The following is a 17,653-nucleotide window of genomic DNA, read 5'->3' as shown; positions in this document are numbered from 1 at the left end:
GTCGTACGCTGGTCGTGGCATCTCATCCCTTATCCGGAGCACCTTTTTCGTGAGTGAGCAGTCCCGCCCTCCCCGTAAGCCGGGCAAGCCGTACCGACGGCCCCAGAAGGACCCCGTCCGCCTCCTCGCCTTCGAGGCGTTGCGGGCCGTCGACGAGCGGGACGCGTACGCGAATCTCGTCCTGCCGCCGCTGCTGCGGAAGGCACGGGAGAAGGAGGGACCCGACGCCTTCGACGCGCGGGACGCGGCGCTGGCGACCGAGCTGGTGTACGGGACACTGCGCCGGCAGGGGACCTACGACGCGGTGATCGCCGAGTGCGTGGACCGGCCGCTGCGCGAGGTCGACCCGCCGGTGCTGGACGTGCTGAGCCTGGGCGCGCACCAGCTGCTCGGGACGCGCATCCCGACGCACGCGGCCGTCTCCGCGTCCGTGGACCTCGCGCGGGTCGTGCTCGGCGACGGCCGCGCCAAGTTCGTGAACGCCGTACTGCGGAAGATCGCCCAGCACGACCTCGACGGCTGGCTGGAGCGGGTCGCGCCGCCGTACGACGACGACCCCGAGGACCACCTCGCCGTCGTGCACTCGCACCCCCGATGGGTCGTCTCCGCGCTCTGGGACTCGCTCGGCGGCGGTCGGGCCGGGATCGAGGACCTGCTGGAGGCGGACAACGAGCGGCCCGAGGTCACGCTGGTCGCCCGGCCGGGCCGGGCCACCACCGAGGAACTGCTCCGGGAGGACTCCGCGATGCCGGGGCGCTGGTCGCCCTACGCCGTGCGGCTCACCGAGGGCGGCGAGCCGGGGGCCGTCGACGCCGTACGGGAAGGCCGTGCCGGTGTGCAGGACGAGGGCAGCCAGCTCGTGGCGCTGGCCCTCGCGAACGCGCCGCTCGACGGGCCCGACCGGGCCTGGCTGGACGGGTGCGCCGGACCCGGTGGCAAGGCCGCGCTGCTGGCCGCGCTCGCCGCCGAACGCGGTGCCGTCCTGCTCGCCTCCGAGAAGCAGCCGCACCGCGCCGGTCTGGTCGCAAAGGCGCTCGACGGCAACCCCGGGCCGTACCAGGTGATCGCGGCCGACGGTACGCGTCCGCCGTGGCGGCCCGGCTCCTTCGACCGGGTGCTGATGGACGTCCCCTGCACGGGTCTGGGGGCGCTGCGACGGCGGCCCGAGGCGCGCTGGCGGCGCCGCCCCGACGACCTCGACAACTTCGCCCCGCTGCAACGGGCCCTGCTGAAGACCGCGTTGGAGTCCGTACGGGTCGGGGGTGTCGTCGGGTACGCGACCTGTTCGCCGCACCTCGCCGAGACCCGTGCGGTCGTCTCGGACGTCCTCAAGCAGTACGGCGACGCGGCCGACCTCATCGACGCCCGGCCCATGCTGGAGGGCGTACCGGCGCTCGGTGAGGGACCCGACGTCCAGCTGTGGCCGCATCTGCACGGCACGGACGCGATGTACCTGGCGCTGATCCGCCGCACCGCCTGAACGCCGGGTTCCGCCGTCTAACCCCGGGGGCGCGCCCGGCCGGGCGGTTGCTCCCCGGGTGTCTCCTCGGGTGTCTCTTCGGGTGTCTCTTCGGGTGTCTCCTCGTCCGGGTCGTCGTCGTCCGCGAGGTCGCGTACGTCGGCGTCCGGTGATGTGCGGACCGCCTCGCGCCACCGGGCCAGGAGGCGGGTGTCGCCGATGTCGTCGAGGAGCATGCCGAGGCCGTTCATCGCGAAGACGTCCGACAGTTCGTCGTCGTCGTTCAGGGTGCCGGTGACCAGCGGGGCGAGGGCGTCGTGGAGGTCGGTCGCCCGGCCGAGGGCGTGCAGGATCTCTCGGCCCCAGATGCTCGTCTTGTTGACGCCCAGACAGCAGTCGTACAGCTCGGGGAGCAGGGCGAGGACCAGGTCCGGGTGGTCGCCGCCCACCTCGCGCAGCAGGTCCAGCACGGACAGGGTGTGCCTGCCCCTGCGCATCTCCTTCTTGAGTGCCGGCGCCAGATCGCCCTCCAGGGCGCGCTCCCGGGCGGCCGCCAGCTTCTCCTCGGCCTCCCGGAGCGCCTCCTCGGCGACGTAGACGTCGTGGCTCGCCCCCAGGAAGTCCGTCCACAGACGGTCCGGGTCGCCCGCCTCCAGAACGTCCTCCAGTTTGTCCATCATGTTGTCGAACCAGCTCACCGGCTGCCCCCTGGACCCCGTCGCCACCGCCTGACGACGATTCAGACCGACGACGGGGGCCGGTGGTTGTCCTCGTGGGCCAGCCGGTGCGGCCACCACACCTTCGGGCCGATGTCCAGGAAGAGGGACGTGACGAGGACGGAGCGGACGATCAACGTGTCGAGGAGGACGCCGAGGGCGACCGCGAAGCCGATCTCGGCGAAGGCGACCATGGGCAGGGTGGTCAGCGCCGCGAACGTGCCCGCCAGGACCAGGCCCGCCGAGGTGATGACCGCGCCCGTGGCCGCGAGGCCCGTCACGACACCCTTGCGGGTGCCCAGGTGGGCGGCCTCCTCGCGGATCCGGGTGGTGAGGAAGATGTTGTAGTCGATGCCCAGCGCGACCAGGAACACGAAGACGAAGAGCGGGAAGTCCGTCGTCTCTCCCGCGTAGTCGAAGAGATGGCGGAACGCGAGCGCGCTGATGCCGAGGGCCGCCGCGAACGACAGGATCACCGTGCCGATCAGCACCAGTGGGGCGATCAGCGCGCGCAGCAGGCCGCAGAGGATCAGCAGCACCACGAGCAGCACCAGCGGAATGATCAGCAGATTGTCGTGGGTGGTGGCTTTGTCCATGTCCAGCAGGGCCGCCGTGCCGCCGCCGACCTGCGCGTCGGCGTCCGGGACCGCGTGGACGGCGTCCCTGACCCGTTCGACGGTGTCCTTCGCGGCCTCGCTGTCGGCCGGGTCGGACATGGTCGCCTCGAAGAGGACCTTGCCGTCGTGGAAGGGTTTCGTGCCCGGCGGCAGCCCCAGGGAGTCCGGCACGACCCCCTCGGTGTCGGCGACCGTGCGGCCCACCTCACGGGCCTGTGCCTGGTTGCTGATGATCACCAGGGGATCGCCGCTGCCCGCGGGGAAGTAGCGTGCGGAGACCTCCTGACCGACGATCGAGTCCGGTTTCCCGGTGAACGCGTCCGCGTTGCCGATGCCCTCGGCGCGCAACTGGATCAGGCCCAGCGAGCAGAGGGCCAGGGCGGCCGCCGTGGCGATCCAGGTCGTCCGTGGACGGCCGGAGATCCGTCGGCCCATCCGCGCCCACACCCCGCGCTCGGTGGGGTCGGCGGTGCCGAAGTGGGGGATGGCCGGCCAGAAGATCCAGCGGCCGACGATCACCAGCAGGGCGGGGAACAGTGTCATCATCGCGAGCAGCGCGACCGTGACGCCGATGGCCGCCACCGGGCCGAGACCGCTCGTCGAGTTCATCTCGGCGGCCAGCAGCACCAGCATGCTCAGCACGACCGTCGCTCCCGAGGCGATCACTGCCGGACCCGCCCGGTGCAGGGCCAGCGCCATCGCCTCGTGGCGGTCCTCGTGGCGGCGCAGTTCCTCGCGGTAGCGGGCGACGAGGAGCAGGGCGTAGTCGGTGCCCGCGCCGAAGACCAGCACGGTGAGGATGCCCGCGCTCTGCCCGTTGACGGTCAGCCCCGCGTGCTCGGCCAGCAGATAGATCAGCGCCTGGGCCGTGAACAGCGCGGCGACCACCGCGAGCAGTGGGATCACCAGCAGGGTCGGACTGCGGTACGTGAACAGCAGCATCACGATGACGACGGCCATCGCCGACAGCAGCAGCGTGGAGTCGATGCCCTCGAAGGCCTCGGAGAAGTCGGCGCTCGTTCCGCCCGGCCCCGTGATGTGCACGGCGAGCCCGTCGCCGCCCTCACCCACGTCGTCGCGGATCGAGTCGACCGCGGGCGCGATCCGCTCCCAGCCCTTCTCGTCCATCGTGATCGGCACATGGATCTGGGCGGCTCTCGGGTCGGTCGCCCGGTCGTACACCGGCCCCCGGGTCTGGGCGCCGATGATCCCGTGATCGGTCAGCTGTTTGAGCTCCCGCACGTCCTCCTCGATCGCCGCCCGGTCCTCGGCGGTGAGCCCGCTCTCCCGGGCGTAGACGACCACCGCGGGGATCTGCTCGGGCCGGAAGTCCTCGGACATCTGCAGGACCTGTGTGGACTCGGCGGACCCGGGCAGCCACGACGCCGCGTCGTTGTCCTGAGCGTCGGTCAGCTTGGAGGCGAGCGGCGCCACCACGAAGAGCAGGACCAGCCACAGCCCCAGCACCACCCACTTCGCGCGCCGCCCGCACACCAGGTGGCCGACACCCCGGCCCCCCGTCATGACGACCCCCGCAACCTCGCCGCCCCAGGGGCGCGGGGAACCGCGCGAGCGCGCACGGACGGCCCGCGGCCGACGTACCACGGTGCCCACCCCGGCCCCGCTACCCCCGGAGGGCATGGCAGGCTTGGTCCATGGCCGCGCAGATCAACCCAAGCATCCTGTCCGCCGACTTCGCCCGTCTCGCCGACGAGGCGAAGGCGGTCGAAGGGGCCGACTGGCTCCATGTAGACGTGATGGACAACCATTTCGTCCCGAACCTCACGCTCGGTGTGCCGGTCGTAGAGTCCCTGGCCCGTGCGACGCAGACGCCGCTGGACTGCCATCTGATGATCGAGGCCCCTGATCGGTGGGCGCCCCAGTACGTGGAAGCGGGTGCCGGTTCCGTCACCTTCCATGCCGAGGCGGCCGCCGCACCGGTGCGGCTCGCCCGTGAGATCCGGGCCAAGGGCGCCCGGGCCTCCATGGCGCTCAGGCCAGCGACGCCGATCGAACCGTTCGAGGACCTGCTGCCCGAGCTCGACATGGTGCTGATCATGACGGTCGAACCGGGCTTCGGAGGCCAGGCCTTTCTCGACATCATGCTCCCCAAGATCCGCCGGACCCGCGAGTTGATCAGCAAGCACGGCCTCGACCTGTGGCTCCAGGTCGACGGCGGCGTCGCCGCGTCCACCATCGAGCGCTGCGCGGAGGCGGGCGCCGATGTCTTCGTCGCCGGTTCCGCGGTGTACGGGGCCGACGACCCGGCCGAGGCGGTCCGCGCGCTGCGCGCCCAGGCCGACTCCGCCACGGCCACCGCGGGGTGGGCCTGCGGCCACTGAGGCACCCATCTCGTCGTACGACCGTGCGACCGCCGGACGAGCGGGGCAGGTCAGACGACCTCCGGGCCAAGGAAACGTGAACGGCGTTCCTTCCGGCTGATCGAAAACGTCGGATCTGCAAGGATGAACGGCGTATCCATGTGTGAAGAGCAGTGAGGAGATGGCCGTGTCGGGTATGTCGGCGGGCCGGTCAGCCATGCGGATGGGACCCGCTGAGCTGGTTCAGGCGGCGGCGATGGCCCGCCGCTTCTACCTCGAGGGCAAGTCCAAGATCCAGATCGCCGAGGAGTTCGGCGTGAGCCGCTTCAAGGTGGCCCGTGTCCTGGAGACCGCCCTCGAAAGGGATCTCGTGCGCATCGAGATCCGAGTCCCCGCGGAACTGGACGCCGAGCGTTCCGACGCCCTGCGTGCCCGCTACGGCCTCCGGCACGCCGTGGTCGTCGAGTCCCCGGCCGAGGCCGAGGAGTCACCCGACCCCGAGAACCTCGGCGAGGTGGCCGCGGACCTGCTCGGTGAACTGGTCAACGAGGGCGATGTCCTCGGGCTGGCGTGGGGGCGCTCGACCATCCACATGGCGGCCGCCCTCGACCGGCTGCCGCCGTGCACGGTGGTGCAGTTGACGGGTGTCTACGACGCGGGGACCGCCGAGCGCGGCTCGGTGGAGGCGGTACGGCGGGCCGCGCAGGTGTCGGGCGGCGACGCCCACCCCATCTACGCGCCGATGCTGCTGCCGGACGCGGCCACCGCGGCCGCGCTGCGCCACCAGACGGGGATCGCCCGGGCCTTCGAGTACTTCGACAAGGTCACGGTCGCCTGTGTCTCCATCGGCTCCTGGGAGGCGGGCATCTCCACGGTGCACGACATGCTCAGCGACGAGGAGCGGGCCCACTACGCCTCCCTCGGTGTCGCCGCCGAGATGTCCGCGCACCTCTTCGACGCCGAGGGCCGCCGGGTCGGGCGGGACCTCGGGGAGCGGTGCATCACGGTCAAGGCCGATCAGCTCCGGCGTATCCCCGAGGTGGTCGCGATCGCCGGGGGGCAGCGCAAGGCGGCGGCGATTGACGCGGTGCTGCGGTCGGGGCTGGTCACCAGCCTCGTCACCGACACCTCCGCGGCGGACTCCCTGCTGATGGCCGGACAGACCCCCCGCCCCGCGCTCAACCGCGCGGACCCGGACGGGCACTGAGCGGCCACAGGAGCGGAAGCGGAGGGTCCCGGCGGGAACCGGGCAGGGGCGGGCGCGGCGGCACCGTAAGGTGCCGCGGCGGTCCGCCCCTCGCGCTCTCGGCGGGACCGCGCACCGGGGGACGCGGAGAACGCGCGGAGCAGGAGGCCGAGCGCCATCCGGCGTCGGTCACGGCGGTACCGAGACGAAGGCGGTACGGAGATGAGCGGCAGCACACTCGCGGAGGTGCTGGGCGCCGGCGACTGGCTCCACGTCGAGCTGGACCTCACCGGGGTCACCGACAAACCCGCGTTCATGGACCGCTGCGCCCGCGCCCTGGACCTGCCCGACCACTTCGGCCGCAACTGGGACGCCCTCGCCGACTGCCTCACGGACCTGTCGTGGGCCCCGCCCGTACGCGGACGGCTGGTCGTGATCAACGGGTGGCGTGAGTACGCGCTGGCCGAGCCGAACGACTGGAGCATCGCCCAGGAGGTGTTCGCCGAGGCCGCGGACCGCTGGACGGGCACCGGCACCGACCTGCGCGTCGTGCTCGCGCTCGGAGGATCCTCCTAGCCCGCGCCCGGTCCTCTGGACGATCCGTCGGGGACGCCCATACCCGCCGACATGGGACAATGAAGTACGTGCTCTTCCCCCTGGCGGTCCTGTCAGGGGGTCACCTCTGAACGACTGGGATGTGCGGCACGTGCGTTTCCTCAATGACATCCAGCCCGCGTACGACCTGACCTACGACGACGTCTTCATGGTCCCGAGCCGTAGCGCCGTCGGATCGCGGCAGGGCGTCGACCTGGCCTCCCCGGACGGCACGGGCACCACCATCCCGCTCGTCGTGGCCAACATGACCGCCATCGCCGGCCGCCGCATGGCCGAGACGGTCGCCCGCCGCGGCGGACTCGTGGTCATCCCGCAGGACATCCCCATCGAGGTCGTCACCGACGTCATCTCCTGGGTCAAGAGCCGCCACCTCGTCCTCGACACCCCGATCGTGCTCAACCCGCACCAGACCGTCGCCGACGCGCTCGCCCTGCTGCCGAAGCGCGCCCACAACGCGGGCGTCGTCGTCGACGACCAGCTGCGGCCCGTCGGCGTCGTCACCGACCAGGACCTGACCGGGGTCGACCGCTTCACCCAGCTCGAAGTCGTCATGTCCAAGGACCTGTTGCTCCTCGACGCGGACATCGACCCCCGCGAGGCCTTCAACCGCCTTGACCACGCCAACCGCCGCTACGCGCCTGCCGTCGACCAGGACGGCCGCCTCGCCGGCATCCTGACCCGCAAGGGCGCCCTGCGGGCCACGCTCTACACCCCGGCCGTCGACGCGAACGGCAGGCTGCGCGTCGCCGCCGCGGTCGGCATCAACGGCGACTTCGCGGGCAAGGCGAAGCAGCTGCTCGACGCCGGCGTCGACACCCTCGTCATCGACACCGCCCACGGGCACCAGGAGTCGATGATCAGCGCGATCAAGCTGGTGCGGGACCTCGACCCGCGGGTGCCGATAGCTGCGGGCAACATCGTCGCCGCGGAGGGCGTCCGCGACCTCGTCGAGGCGGGCGCGGACATCGTCAAGGTCGGTGTCGGCCCCGGCGCCATGTGCACCACCCGCATGATGACCGGTGTGGGACGGCCCCAGTTCTCGGCCGTCCTGGAGTGCGCGGCGGAGGCCAGGAAGTACGGCAAGCACGTGTGGGCCGACGGCGGCGTCCGGCACCCCCGCGACGTCGCCATGGCGCTCGCCGCGGGCGCGTCCAACGTGATGGTCGGGTCGTGGTTCGCGGGCACGTACGAGTCGCCGGGCGACCTCCAGCAGGACGCCGGCGGTCGCCTGTACAAGGAGTCGTTCGGCATGGCCTCGGCACGCGCGGTGCGCAACCGCACGAGCGAGGAGTCGGCGTACGACCGGGCGCGGAAGGCGCTGTTCGAGGAGGGCATCTCCACGTCGCGGATGTTCCTGGACCCGGCGCGGCCCGGGGTCGAGGACCTGATCGACTCGATCATCGCGGGCGTGCGGTCGTCGTGCACGTACGCCGGCGCGGGATCGCTGGAGGAGTTCGCGGAGCGGGCCGTCGTGGGCGTCCAGAGCGCGGCCGGGTACGCGGAAGGCAAGCCGCTGCACGCCAGCTGGAGCTGAACGGCCGCCGAACGTCCTCCGAGTGAGGGGTGACTTCGTTGCGCGCATGCCGGCCTGAAAAGACACCGATCGCAACGGTGTGAAGCATGCGTGCAACGAACGCACGCCCCTCCCCGAGGAACGCAACGATCTTGCGTGGCTGCGCAAGGTTGCCGCATTACGCATGTAAAGCCCTGGCTCATAGGGTCGTGCGCTGTACGTGGCGTTGCGGGGACCTCCTGCTCGGTGGCCCTCGGTTGCGGTGCTGTCGGTCCTCTCTCGCCCTGAACCCATTCGACGAAGGAGCCGGCGCGTGCTCGACCAAGGCGCACCCCCGCAGCAGCAGAGTCACCCCGTCCCGCCACCTGGCGGTGTCGCCGGACGGCTGATGCGCCGTAAGCCCGTGGAACGCCTGGTCGCGGAGGGTGGGCAGGGCGAGGGCGGCTCGTTGCGGCGCTCCCTCGGCATGTGGCAGCTGACGATGATCAGCATCGGCGCCACCCTCGGCACCGGCATCTTCGTCGTCCTCGGCGAGGCCGTCCCCAAGGCCGGGCCCGCCGTCACCCTCTCCTTCGTGATCGCCGGCCTCACCGCGCTGTTCTCGGCCCTCTCCTACGCGGAGCTGGCGGGCAGCATCCCGGTCTCCGGATCCTCCTACTCGTACGCGTACGCAACGATGGGTGAGCTGGTCGCCTGGGTCTGCGGCTGGTGTCTGGTCCTGGAGTACGGGGTCTCGGTGTCGGCCGTGGCCGTCGGCTGGGGCGAGTACCTGAACGAGCTGCTCGACGGGACCCTCGGCGTGACCATCCCGGACGCGCTGTCGGCGCCGCCCGGTGACGGTGGGATCTTCAACCTGCCCGCCCTCATCGTGGTCCTGCTCGCCATGGCGTTCCTGCTCGGTGGCGCCCGTGAGTCGGCCCGCGCCAACACGATCATGGTGGTCGTGAAGATCGCCGCGCTGCTGCTGTTCTGCCTGATCGGCATCCAGGGCTTCCGCTCCGGCAACTACGAGAACTTCATGCCGCTCGGCATGGCCGGCGTCAGCGCCGCCGGGGCGACCCTCTTCTTCTCGTACATCGGGTTCGACGCCGCCTCCACCGCCGGTGAGGAGGCGAAGAACGCGCAGCGGGACCTGCCGCGGGCCATCATGCTGTCGCTGGTCATCGTGACCGCGCTGTACGTGCTGGTCGCGGCCGTCGCCGTCGGGGCGCGGCCGTGGAAGGGCTTCGACGGCTCGGAGGCCGCGCTCGCCGGGATCATGAAGGACGTCACGGGGGACGCGTTCTGGGGGACGCTGCTGGCCGCCGGAGCGGTCATCGCCATCGCCAGCGTCGTGCTGACCGTGCTCTACGGTCAGACCCGCATCCTCTTCGCCATGTCGCGGGACGGGCTCGTGCCCAAGGTGTTCTCGCGGGTGCACCCGAAGACGGGCACGCCTCGGGTGAACACCGTCATCGTGTCGCTGTTCTGCGGGGTGCTCGCCGCGGCGATTCCGCTCGGGGAGCTCGCCAACGCCACCAGCATCGGCACGCTGTTCGCGTTCGCGCTGGTCAACGTGGCGGTCGTGGTGCTGCGGCGGACGCGGCCCGACATGCCGCGGACCTTCCGGGTGCCGCTGTCGCCGGTGCTGCCCGCGCTCGGGCTCGCGTTCTGCGTGTGGATGATGGGCAGTCTCGACACCATCACATGGGTCGTCTTCGGGGTCTGGATGGCCGTCGGGCTCGTGTTCTACTTCAGTTACGGCTATCGCCGCTCCCGTCTCGCGACTTCAGAGAAGTGATCCACCCGCAGTGCTGAACGATCTCGACGAACGCATCGTGCACGCCCTCGCCGAGGACGCCCGCCGCTCCTTTGCCGACATCGGCCAACTCGTCGGCCTGTCCGCGCCCGCGGTCAAGCGGCGCGTGGACCGGCTGCGGGCGACCGGCGCCATCACCGGGTTCACGGTCCGGGTGGATCCCGCCGCGCTCGGCTGGGAGACCGAGGGGTTCGTCGAGATCTACTGCCGGCGCAACACGTCGCCGGAGACCATCCAACGGGGGCTGGAGCGCTACCAGGAGGTCGTCGCGGCGTCGACGGTCACCGGCGAGGCCGACGCCGTGGTGCAGGTCTTCGCCTCGGACATGCGGCACTTCGAGCGGGTGCTGGAGCGGATCGCGGGGGAGCCGTTCGTCGAGCGGACGAAGTCCGTGCTCGTTCTCTCACCTTTGCTGCGGCGGTTTTCCTCCGGGTCGCCCACCTGAGAGCCCGGGGCGTCGGCGGGTCCGGTGGGCCGGGAGCTCCACGTCACTCCGCGGTCTTCCTGGCCAGCGCGTTGTTGCCGATCGAGTTGTGCACGCTGAAGCTCACCGCGTCCGGGCGGTAGCGGTCGTCGGACCATTCCACCGGGCGGCCCTCGCGGGTGGTGGTGACGCGTCGGACCCGGAGGAGGGGGCTGGTCCGGCGTACGGCGAGGAGCTCGGCGTCCTGAGCGCCGGCGGCCACGGCGTCGATGACGTGCTCGCCGTAGGCGAAGACCAGCCCGGTGTCGTCCAGCAGACGCTGGGTGACCGACGGGCAGTCCACCTCGATGTGCTCGACGGCGGGGGAGATCCAGTCCGCGTACACCGTGCGCTCCAGCAGGACCGGCCGGCCGTCGAGACCCCGCAGCCGCAGAACGCGCAGGACGCGGGCGCCCGGGTCGAGCTGGAGGCGGACCCGGTCCTCCGCCGTGGCCGTGCGCCACTCCTGGGTGATCACCCGGCCCGTCGCCTCCCGGCCCATCGCCCGCGCCCACTGCGCGAAACTGCGCAGCTCCGCGAAGCTCTGGCTGCGCCGGCCGGCCAGCACCACCCGGCGGGCGCCCTGACGTGAGCCGATGAGCCCCTCGGCGGTCAGCGTCGCCACCGCCTGGCGGACGGTGCCGCGTGAGACGCCGTAGCGGGCCGCGAGTTCGGTCTCCGGGGGCAGCAGACTCCCCACCGTGTAGTCCTCACGGTCGATCGCGCGCCGTAGCGCCTCGGCGATCTCCTCGTGTCGCGCGGCCATGATCCCCCTCCGTCGTCCGGTCACCGGCTGTGTACAGCGCGACCAGCCTAACGAGCCGGGGAGGAGGCCGCTGAAGGAGCGCGTCCGCCGGGGATTGTGCGGGAAAACGTGCACGAGTATTTCGCCGGAGTTTACGTGCGTGATATGAAGCGCGGACCTAATGAGGCCAACTTGTTCAGACAAGTGCTCCACCCAGATCGTCCCCTGCGCGTACCCCTGGAGAGCCCAGTGAACCTCTTCCCGCCGAGAACCGCCGTCATCGGCGGCGCCCTCGCCGCCGCCGTCCTCACCCTCAGCGCCTGTGGCGCGGCACCCGAGTCCACGACCACCGACGACGGCGTCAACGCGGCCACCGCCACCTCGGCCAAGGACTTCGGCGGCATGGACGCGCTGGTCGCGGCCGCCAAGCGGGAGGGCAAGCTCAACGCGATCGCCCTGCCCCGGGACTGGGCCAACTACGGCGCGCTGATCGACGGCTTCCAGAAGAAGTACGGGATCAAGATCGAGGTCGAGAACCCGGACGGGGCCAGCCAGGACGAGATCAACGCCGTCACCTCCCGCAAGGGACAGGACCGCGCGCCCGACGTGCTCGACCTCGGCAGCTCCTTCGCGCTGAGCGCCGCCCAGCAGGGGCTGCTGGCGCCCTACAAGGTCGCCGCGTTCGCCGACATCCCCGAGGGCCAGAAGGACCCGAAGGCCCGCTGGTACAACGACTACGGCGGTTACATATCCATCGGGTGCGACGCCAAGCGCGTCAAGGAGTGCCCCGAGACCTTCGCCGACCTGCTGAAGCCGAAGTACAAGGGCCAGGTCGCCCTCAACGGCAATCCCACCAAGTCCGGTTCGGCCTTCGGCGGCGTGTGGGCGGCCTCCCTGGCGAGCGGCGGTTCCTTCGACGACATCCAGCCCGGCCTCGACTTCTTCGCCAAGCTGAAGAAGAACGGCAACTACACGCCCGTCGAGTCCACCCCGGCCACCGTCGAGAAGGGCGAGACGCCCATCAGCATCGACTGGGACTACCTGAACGCCGGGTACGCCGACGAGTTCAAGTCCAAGGGCGTCGACTGGAAGGTCGTCGTCCCGGCGGACGGCAAGTTCTCCCAGTACTACTCCCAGGCCATCAACAAGGACGCGCCGCACCCGGCCGCCGCCCGGCTGTGGCAGGAGTACCTCTACAGCGCCGAGGGCCAGAACCTGTGGCTCGCCGGATACGCCCGCCCGGCCCTGATGCCCGCCATGGAGAAGGCCGGCACGCTCGACAAGACGGCCGCGGCCAAGCTGCCCAAGGTGGAGGGCACCCCCGCGTTCCCGACCGAGGACCAGCAGACCAAGGCCAAGGACGTGCTCGGACAGGGCTGGGCCAAGGCGGTCTCCGGGTGACCGCCGTCGTCACCGAGGCCGACACCCCGCTGGTGGCCGCCGCTTCCCCGAAGCGGCGGCCCCGCGCCGGCGGCTGGCTCGCCGTCCTCCCGCTGCTGGCCTTCGTCGCCGTCGCCTTCGGGCTGCCCGCCCTCGCCATGCTGAACGGCGCGTTCACCGTCAAGGACCAGAGCACCGGGGCCACGTCGTACACCACGGCAAACATGACGGCCTCCGTGCAGGGGGCCTACCTCACGGCCATGCTCGGCAGCGTGAAGCTCTCCGCCGTCTCGGCCGGCCTCGCCGCCGTCCTGGGGCTGCCGCTCGCCCAGGCCGTGGTGACCTCCCGCTTCCCGGCGCTGCGCGAGGCCGTGCTCACCGCCTCCGGGGTGCTCGCCAACTTCGGCGGCGTCCCGCTCGCCTTCGCGTTCGTCGCCACCCTCGGCAACTCCGGTGTGCTGACCCGGCAGCTGGGCCTCACGGACAAGGGCTGGGACCTCTACAGCTTCTGGGGCCTGGTCATCGTCTACCTGTACTTCCTGATCCCGCTGATGGTCCTCACCATCACCCCCGCCCTCGACGGACTGCGCGTCCAGTGGCGGGAGGCCGCCCAGAACAACGGCGCCACCGGCTTGCAGTACTGGCTCCACGTGGCCCTGCCCGTCCTCGCGCCCTCCCTGCTCGGCGGACTCGTGCTCCTCTTCGGCAGCGCCTTCGCCGCGTACGCCACCGCCGCGGCCATGGTGGGCAGCTCGATCCCGCTGGTCACCCTCCAGATCGCCGACGCCATCTCCGGCAACGTTCTCGTCGGCCAGGAGAACGTGGCACTCGCCCTCAGCCTCGACATGGTCCTCATCGCCGGACTCGTCATGGCCGTCTACCTGCCCCTGCAACGTCGGAGCGCCCGATGGCTGGCCTGAACCCCGGGCGCGCCCTGCGGCGCCCCGCCCTGTGGCGCCCGCTCGTCCTCGTCTGCGCCGGGCTGTACTTCCTCGTCCCGCTCGCCGCCTCCGTGGTCTTCACGGTCGACGTGCCGGGGGAGGGCGTCACCTTCGACGCGTACACACAGATCCTCGGCACCGACGGCTTCGTCTCCAGCCTGCTGCTGTCGCTGGAGCTGGCCGCCGCGACCATCGCCGTCGTCCTGCTGCTGATGGTGCCCGCCATGGTCGCGCTGCGGCTCGGCGCGCCCCGGCTGCGGCCCGTCGTGGAGGTCGTGTGCTCCCTGCCGCTGGTGGTGCCGCCGATCGCGTTCGTCGCCGGGCTCGGCACCGTGCTCAAGTGGGGGCCCGAACACCTGTCCCGCACCCCGCTGTTCCAGACCTTCGTCGCGATCCAGAACCCCGACTTCCCCGTGGTGCTGGTCCTCGCCTACGTGGTGATGGCGCTGCCCTTCGTGTACCGGGCCCTCGACGCCGGCCTGCGCGCCATGGACGTACGCACCCTCGTCGAGGCCGCCCGCAGCTGCGGGGCGAACTGGCCGCAGGCGCTGGTGCGGGCCGTGCTGCCCAATCTGCGCGGGGCCCTGCTGAACTCCGCGTTCCTCACCCTGGCCCTCGTCCTCGGCGAGTTCACCGTCGCCCAACTGCTGGGCTTCAGGCCGTTCGCCGTGTGGATCGTCAACGTCAGCGGCTCGCAGGCCCAGCTCTCCGTCGCCGTCTCGGTGCTCAGCCTGCTCGTCACCTGGGCCATGCTCCTCGCGCTCGCCTCCTTCGGCGGACGCGCCCGAACCGCTTCCGCCTCACGGGGATGAACCATGACCGTCCTTGAGACCACCGCCACCGACACCACCGACACCGCCGCCACCGTCGAGTTCCGGGGACTGCGCCGCGAGTTCGGGACGACCGTCGCCCTCGACGGACTGGACCTGACCGTCCGGCCCGGCGAACTGCTCGCCCTGCTCGGCCCCTCCGGCTGCGGAAAGACCACCGCGCTGCGGATGCTCGCCGGCTTCGAACACCCCGACGCCGGCGAGGTGCTCGTCGACGGGGAGGACGTCACCCGCGTCCCGGCCCACCGGCGCGACGCCGGCATGGTCTTCCAGTCGTACAGCCTCTTCCCCCACCTCAGCGCCCTCGACAACGTGGCGTTCGGGCTGCGCATGCGCAAGGTGCGCACGCCGGAACGACGCGCCAGGGCGGCCGAGTTGCTCGACCTCGTGGGCCTCGCCGACAAGGGCGACCGGTACCCGCACCAGCTCTCCGGCGGCCAGCAGCAGCGCGTCGCCCTCGCCCGGGCGCTCGCCCTGCGGCCCCGCGTTCTACTGCTCGACGAACCGCTGTCCGCCCTCGACGCCAAGGTGCGGCTCACCCTCCGCGAGGAGATCCGCCGGCTCCAGCAGGAGCTGGGCATCACCACCCTGTTCGTGACCCACGACCAGGAGGAGGCCCTGTCCATGGCCGACCGGGTCGCCGTGATGCACGCCGGGCGGCTCGAACAGTGCGCGGCACCCGTCGAGCTGTACGGGCGTCCGGCCACCGCTTTCGTCGCCGAGTTCGTCGGCACGATGAGCCGGATCCCCGGACGGCTGGACGGCACCACGGTCGAGGTGCTCGGGCGGCGGCTGCCCGTGGACGGGACGGCGCCGACCGGCGACGAGGTGGACGTCCTCGTGCGCCCGGAGGCGGTCGGGGTACGGCCTGAGGAGGCCGGGGACGCCCGCGTGGTCGCCTCCGCGTTCCTCGGCGCCGCCACCCGCCTCACCGTACGGCTCGCCGACGGCACCGAGGTCAAGGCCGACCTGCCCACCCACGAGGCGGCGACCCTCGGCGCGGGAGCGGCCGTGACCGTGAGCCTCCCGGAGCGACCGGTGCTGGTCGCCCCGCGTGCCACGCGCTGACCACCCCGCGCCGGGCCACGCCGCCATCCCGCGCCGGGCGACGCTGCCATCCCGCGCCGCGGGCCGCGCTGCGACCGGGCCCTGCGGGCCACGTGCTGCAACCGGACCCTGTGGGCCGTGTGCCGCCACCGAGCCTTGCGGGCCGCGCTGCGACCGGACCCTGTGGGCCGTGCGCTGCGACCGGGCCCTGCGGGCCACGTGCCGTCAGCGAGCCTTGCGGGCCGCGCCGCGACCGGGCCCTGTGGTCCGTGCGCTGCCACCGAGTCTTGGGGTGCGCTGCCAGCGAGCCCTGCGGCCCCGCGCCGCCCGCCTCGCCCGCGTGCCATCCGCTGACGGCCACCCGGCCGACGTGCCACACCGATGACCCCGCCCGGCTCCCGCCGAGCCGGGCATCGTCCCGACACCCCCACGGAAAGAGAAACCCTTGTCCCGACCCCCGTTGCAGGCCGCCCTGTTCGACATGGACGGCACGCTCGTCGACACCGAGCGGCTCTGGTGGGACGCGGTGGAAGAGGTGGCCGCCGGCCTCGGACACGCGCTGACCGGGGCCGACCAGCCGGACGTCCTCGGCCGCCCGGTCGAGCACACCGCCGCCTGGCTCGCCGCGATCACCGACGCGCCGCCCGGCGAACTGGCCGCCGCGCTCCACCGGGAGTTCGCCGAGCGGGTCCGCACCGGGATCGTGCCCCGGCCGGGCGCCCTGGAGCTGCTGCGGGCCCTGGCCCGCGAGGGCGTCCCCACCGCCCTGGTCACCGCGTCGCCGCGCGCCGTCGCCGACACCGTCCTCGACGTCCTCGGCCGTGAGCTGTTCGCCGTCTCCGTCACCGCCGACGACACCGAGCACACCAAGCCCGCCCCCGACCCCTATCTCGCCGCCTGCCGCGCCCTCGGCGTCGACCCCGCCGCCTGTGTGGCCGTCGAGGACACCGAGACCGGTGTCGCCTCGGCCGAGGCGGCGGGCTGCGTGGTCCTCGCGGTGCCCTCGCTCGCGCCGATCGACGAGGCGCCGGGCCGGACCGTACGGGAGAGCCTGGAGGACGTGACCCCGGCGAGCCTGCGCCGACTGGTCGCCCCCGCCGGTCCCACCCTGCGCGTGATGACCTGGAACCTCTGGCACGGCGGTACCAAGGTCCGCGACCACCGCGCCAAACAGCTCGCGGTGATCGCCGAGACCGGGGCCGACGTGGTGGGCCTCCAGGAGACGTACGGCACCGCCGCCGAGGAACTCGCCGAGGCGCTCGGCTGGCACCACCACCGGGCCGGCGACAACCTCGGCGTCATCAGCCGCCACCCGATCACGGCCCGCCTCGGCGACCCGGACGTCGGCTTCTACGGGGCGGCGGGCGTCCGCGTCAGGACCCCCGCCGGCACCGAGGTCGACGTGTGGACCGTCCATCTCGACTACAAGCCGTACGGACCCTACGAGGCCGCCTTCGACGGGCTGGGCGCCGACGAGCTGGTCGCCCACGAGGAGGTGCGCCTCGGCCAGCTGCGGGACTGCCTGCGGCAGCTCGACGGCACCGTGCCGGTCGTCCTGGTGGGCGACTTCAACAGTCCCTCGCACCTCGACCGGCCCGAGGTCGACTGGCCGGTGACCAGGGCCGCCGAGGCGGCCGGCCTGCGCGACTCCTACCGCGAGGCCCACCCCGACCCCGTGCGGGAGCCCGGCCACACCTGGTCGCCGATCCATGTCGAACACGAGGACGGCAGCGGCCGCGCGGAGCCGCAGGACCGCATCGACTTCGTCCTGCACCGGGGCCTGGCCGTGCTCGACTCCCGCACCTACGTGCGCGGCACCCCCCGCACCTGGCCGGACGTCGAGGACAACGACTGGCCGTCGGACCACGCCGCCGTCGTCACGACGTTCGCACTGGACGCGGCCGCCGAGGAGTGACAACCGAAACTCCCTGGGCCGGGCGGGACGGCCCGGCTAGCATCGGTGCCATGACCTGGCGACATTGATCCACCAGCCGTGCCTCCCGAGGGCCGCCTCGGACGCCG

The 17,653-nt window shown here is 72.0% G+C and carries 15 protein-coding genes; 12 read left to right on the top strand and 3 right to left on the bottom strand.

Annotated features, from left to right (window positions below):
- The first annotated feature begins 49 nt into the window (after positions 1 to 49).
- Positions 50 to 1,480 (top strand): RsmB/NOP family class I SAM-dependent RNA methyltransferase, encoded by a 1,431-nt coding sequence (locus SMA5143A_RS09430; RefSeq protein ID WP_107462443.1) that lies wholly within the window; start codon positions 50 to 52, stop codon positions 1,478 to 1,480.
- Positions 1,481 to 1,497: 17 nt separating this feature from the next.
- On the opposite strand, the gene SMA5143A_RS09425 is transcribed toward SMA5143A_RS09430, so the two are convergent.
- Both SMA5143A_RS09425 and SMA5143A_RS09420 read right to left on the bottom strand, forming a co-directional pair.
- Complete coding sequence (locus tag SMA5143A_RS09425; RefSeq protein ID WP_107462442.1) at positions 1,498 to 2,157, bottom strand: hypothetical protein; 660 nt, start codon at positions 2,155 to 2,157, stop codon at positions 1,498 to 1,500.
- 41 nt (positions 2,158 to 2,198) lie between these two features.
- Positions 2,199 to 4,316 carry an MMPL family transporter gene (locus tag SMA5143A_RS09420; RefSeq protein WP_107462441.1) on the bottom strand — a complete coding sequence of 706 codons (2,118 nt, stop codon included), beginning with the start codon at positions 4,314 to 4,316 and terminating at the stop codon, positions 2,199 to 2,201.
- 131 nt (positions 4,317 to 4,447) lie between these two features.
- On the opposite strand from SMA5143A_RS09420, the gene rpe reads away from it, so the two are divergent.
- The 6 genes from rpe to SMA5143A_RS09390 all read left to right on the top strand — a co-directional run bounded on the left by rpe (position 4,448) and on the right by SMA5143A_RS09390 (position 10,670).
- Positions 4,448 to 5,134, top strand: a complete 687-nt coding sequence (gene rpe / locus SMA5143A_RS09415) for a ribulose-phosphate 3-epimerase (RefSeq protein ID WP_099965468.1) — start codon at positions 4,448 to 4,450, stop codon at positions 5,132 to 5,134.
- Positions 5,135 to 5,276: 142 nt separating this feature from the next.
- Positions 5,277 to 6,320 carry a sugar-binding transcriptional regulator gene (locus SMA5143A_RS09410; protein ID WP_063799247.1) on the top strand — a complete coding sequence of 348 codons (1,044 nt, stop codon included), beginning with the start codon at positions 5,277 to 5,279 and terminating at the stop codon, positions 6,318 to 6,320.
- A 201-nt stretch (positions 6,321 to 6,521) separates the two neighbouring features.
- Positions 6,522 to 6,875, top strand: coding sequence for a barstar family protein (locus SMA5143A_RS09405; protein ID WP_107462440.1), 354 nt, complete (start codon positions 6,522 to 6,524; stop codon positions 6,873 to 6,875).
- Positions 6,876 to 7,005: 130 nt separating this feature from the next.
- Entirely contained in the window at positions 7,006 to 8,448 is a 1,443-nt protein-coding gene (locus SMA5143A_RS09400; protein WP_181361797.1) for a GuaB1 family IMP dehydrogenase-related protein, read from the top strand.
- Positions 8,449 to 8,740: 292 nt separating this feature from the next.
- Complete coding sequence (locus tag SMA5143A_RS09395; protein ID WP_107462438.1) at positions 8,741 to 10,207, top strand: amino acid permease; 1,467 nt, start codon at positions 8,741 to 8,743, stop codon at positions 10,205 to 10,207.
- A gap of 10 nt (positions 10,208 to 10,217) precedes the next feature.
- A complete protein-coding gene (locus tag SMA5143A_RS09390; RefSeq protein WP_099965464.1) occupies positions 10,218 to 10,670 on the top strand; it encodes an Lrp/AsnC family transcriptional regulator in 453 nt (150 codons plus the stop codon).
- 43 nt (positions 10,671 to 10,713) lie between these two features.
- On the opposite strand, the gene SMA5143A_RS09385 is transcribed toward SMA5143A_RS09390, so the two are convergent.
- Complete coding sequence (locus SMA5143A_RS09385; protein ID WP_107462437.1) at positions 10,714 to 11,454, bottom strand: GntR family transcriptional regulator; 741 nt, start codon at positions 11,452 to 11,454, stop codon at positions 10,714 to 10,716.
- A gap of 228 nt (positions 11,455 to 11,682) precedes the next feature.
- On the opposite strand from SMA5143A_RS09385, the gene SMA5143A_RS09380 reads away from it, so the two are divergent.
- From SMA5143A_RS09380 to SMA5143A_RS09360, 5 genes are all read left to right on the top strand, one after another.
- Positions 11,683 to 12,834 carry an ABC transporter substrate-binding protein gene (locus tag SMA5143A_RS09380; RefSeq protein WP_107462436.1) on the top strand — a complete coding sequence of 384 codons (1,152 nt, stop codon included), beginning with the start codon at positions 11,683 to 11,685 and terminating at the stop codon, positions 12,832 to 12,834.
- Positions 12,831 to 13,733, top strand: a complete 903-nt coding sequence (locus tag SMA5143A_RS09375) for an ABC transporter permease (protein ID WP_099965461.1) — start codon at positions 12,831 to 12,833, stop codon at positions 13,731 to 13,733. Before SMA5143A_RS09380 ends, SMA5143A_RS09375 begins: the two co-directional genes overlap by 4 nt.
- Complete coding sequence (locus tag SMA5143A_RS09370) at positions 13,721 to 14,566, top strand: ABC transporter permease (protein ID WP_258193457.1); 846 nt, start codon at positions 13,721 to 13,723, stop codon at positions 14,564 to 14,566. Before SMA5143A_RS09375 ends, SMA5143A_RS09370 begins: the two co-directional genes overlap by 13 nt.
- A 3-nt stretch (positions 14,567 to 14,569) precedes the next feature.
- Positions 14,570 to 15,652, top strand: a complete 1,083-nt coding sequence (locus SMA5143A_RS09365) for an ABC transporter ATP-binding protein (RefSeq protein WP_107462435.1) — start codon at positions 14,570 to 14,572, stop codon at positions 15,650 to 15,652.
- 424 nt (positions 15,653 to 16,076) lie between these two features.
- A complete protein-coding gene (locus SMA5143A_RS09360) occupies positions 16,077 to 17,546 on the top strand; it encodes an HAD-IA family hydrolase (protein ID WP_107462434.1) in 1,470 nt (489 codons plus the stop codon).
- Positions 17,547 to 17,653 lie beyond the last annotated feature (107 nt).

The sequence above is a fragment of the Streptomyces sp. MA5143a genome, assembly GCF_900290235.1.
In the GTDB taxonomy this organism is placed as follows: Bacteria; Actinomycetota; Actinomycetes; order Streptomycetales; family Streptomycetaceae; genus Streptomyces.
The sequence above is the reverse complement of the archived record's forward strand: the minus strand, read 5'-3'. Positions and strand labels throughout refer to the sequence as shown.

What these genes read in the sequence shown, in the direction of transcription:
- SMA5143A_RS09420 (WP_107462441.1), bottom strand. Translation starts at nt 4,316, where the DNA reads ATGACGGGGGGCCGGGGTGTCGGCCACCTGGTGTGCGGGCGGCGCGCG.
- SMA5143A_RS09365 (WP_107462435.1), top strand. Translation starts at nt 14,570, where the DNA reads ATGACCGTCCTTGAGACCACCGCCACCGACACCACCGACACCGCCGCC.
- SMA5143A_RS09385 (WP_107462437.1), bottom strand. Translation starts at nt 11,454, where the DNA reads ATGGCCGCGCGACACGAGGAGATCGCCGAGGCGCTACGGCGCGCGATC.
- SMA5143A_RS09405 (WP_107462440.1), top strand. Translation starts at nt 6,522, where the DNA reads ATGAGCGGCAGCACACTCGCGGAGGTGCTGGGCGCCGGCGACTGGCTC.
- rpe (WP_099965468.1), top strand. Translation starts at nt 4,448, where the DNA reads ATGGCCGCGCAGATCAACCCAAGCATCCTGTCCGCCGACTTCGCCCGT.
- SMA5143A_RS09370 (WP_258193457.1), top strand. Translation starts at nt 13,721, where the DNA reads ATGGCTGGCCTGAACCCCGGGCGCGCCCTGCGGCGCCCCGCCCTGTGG.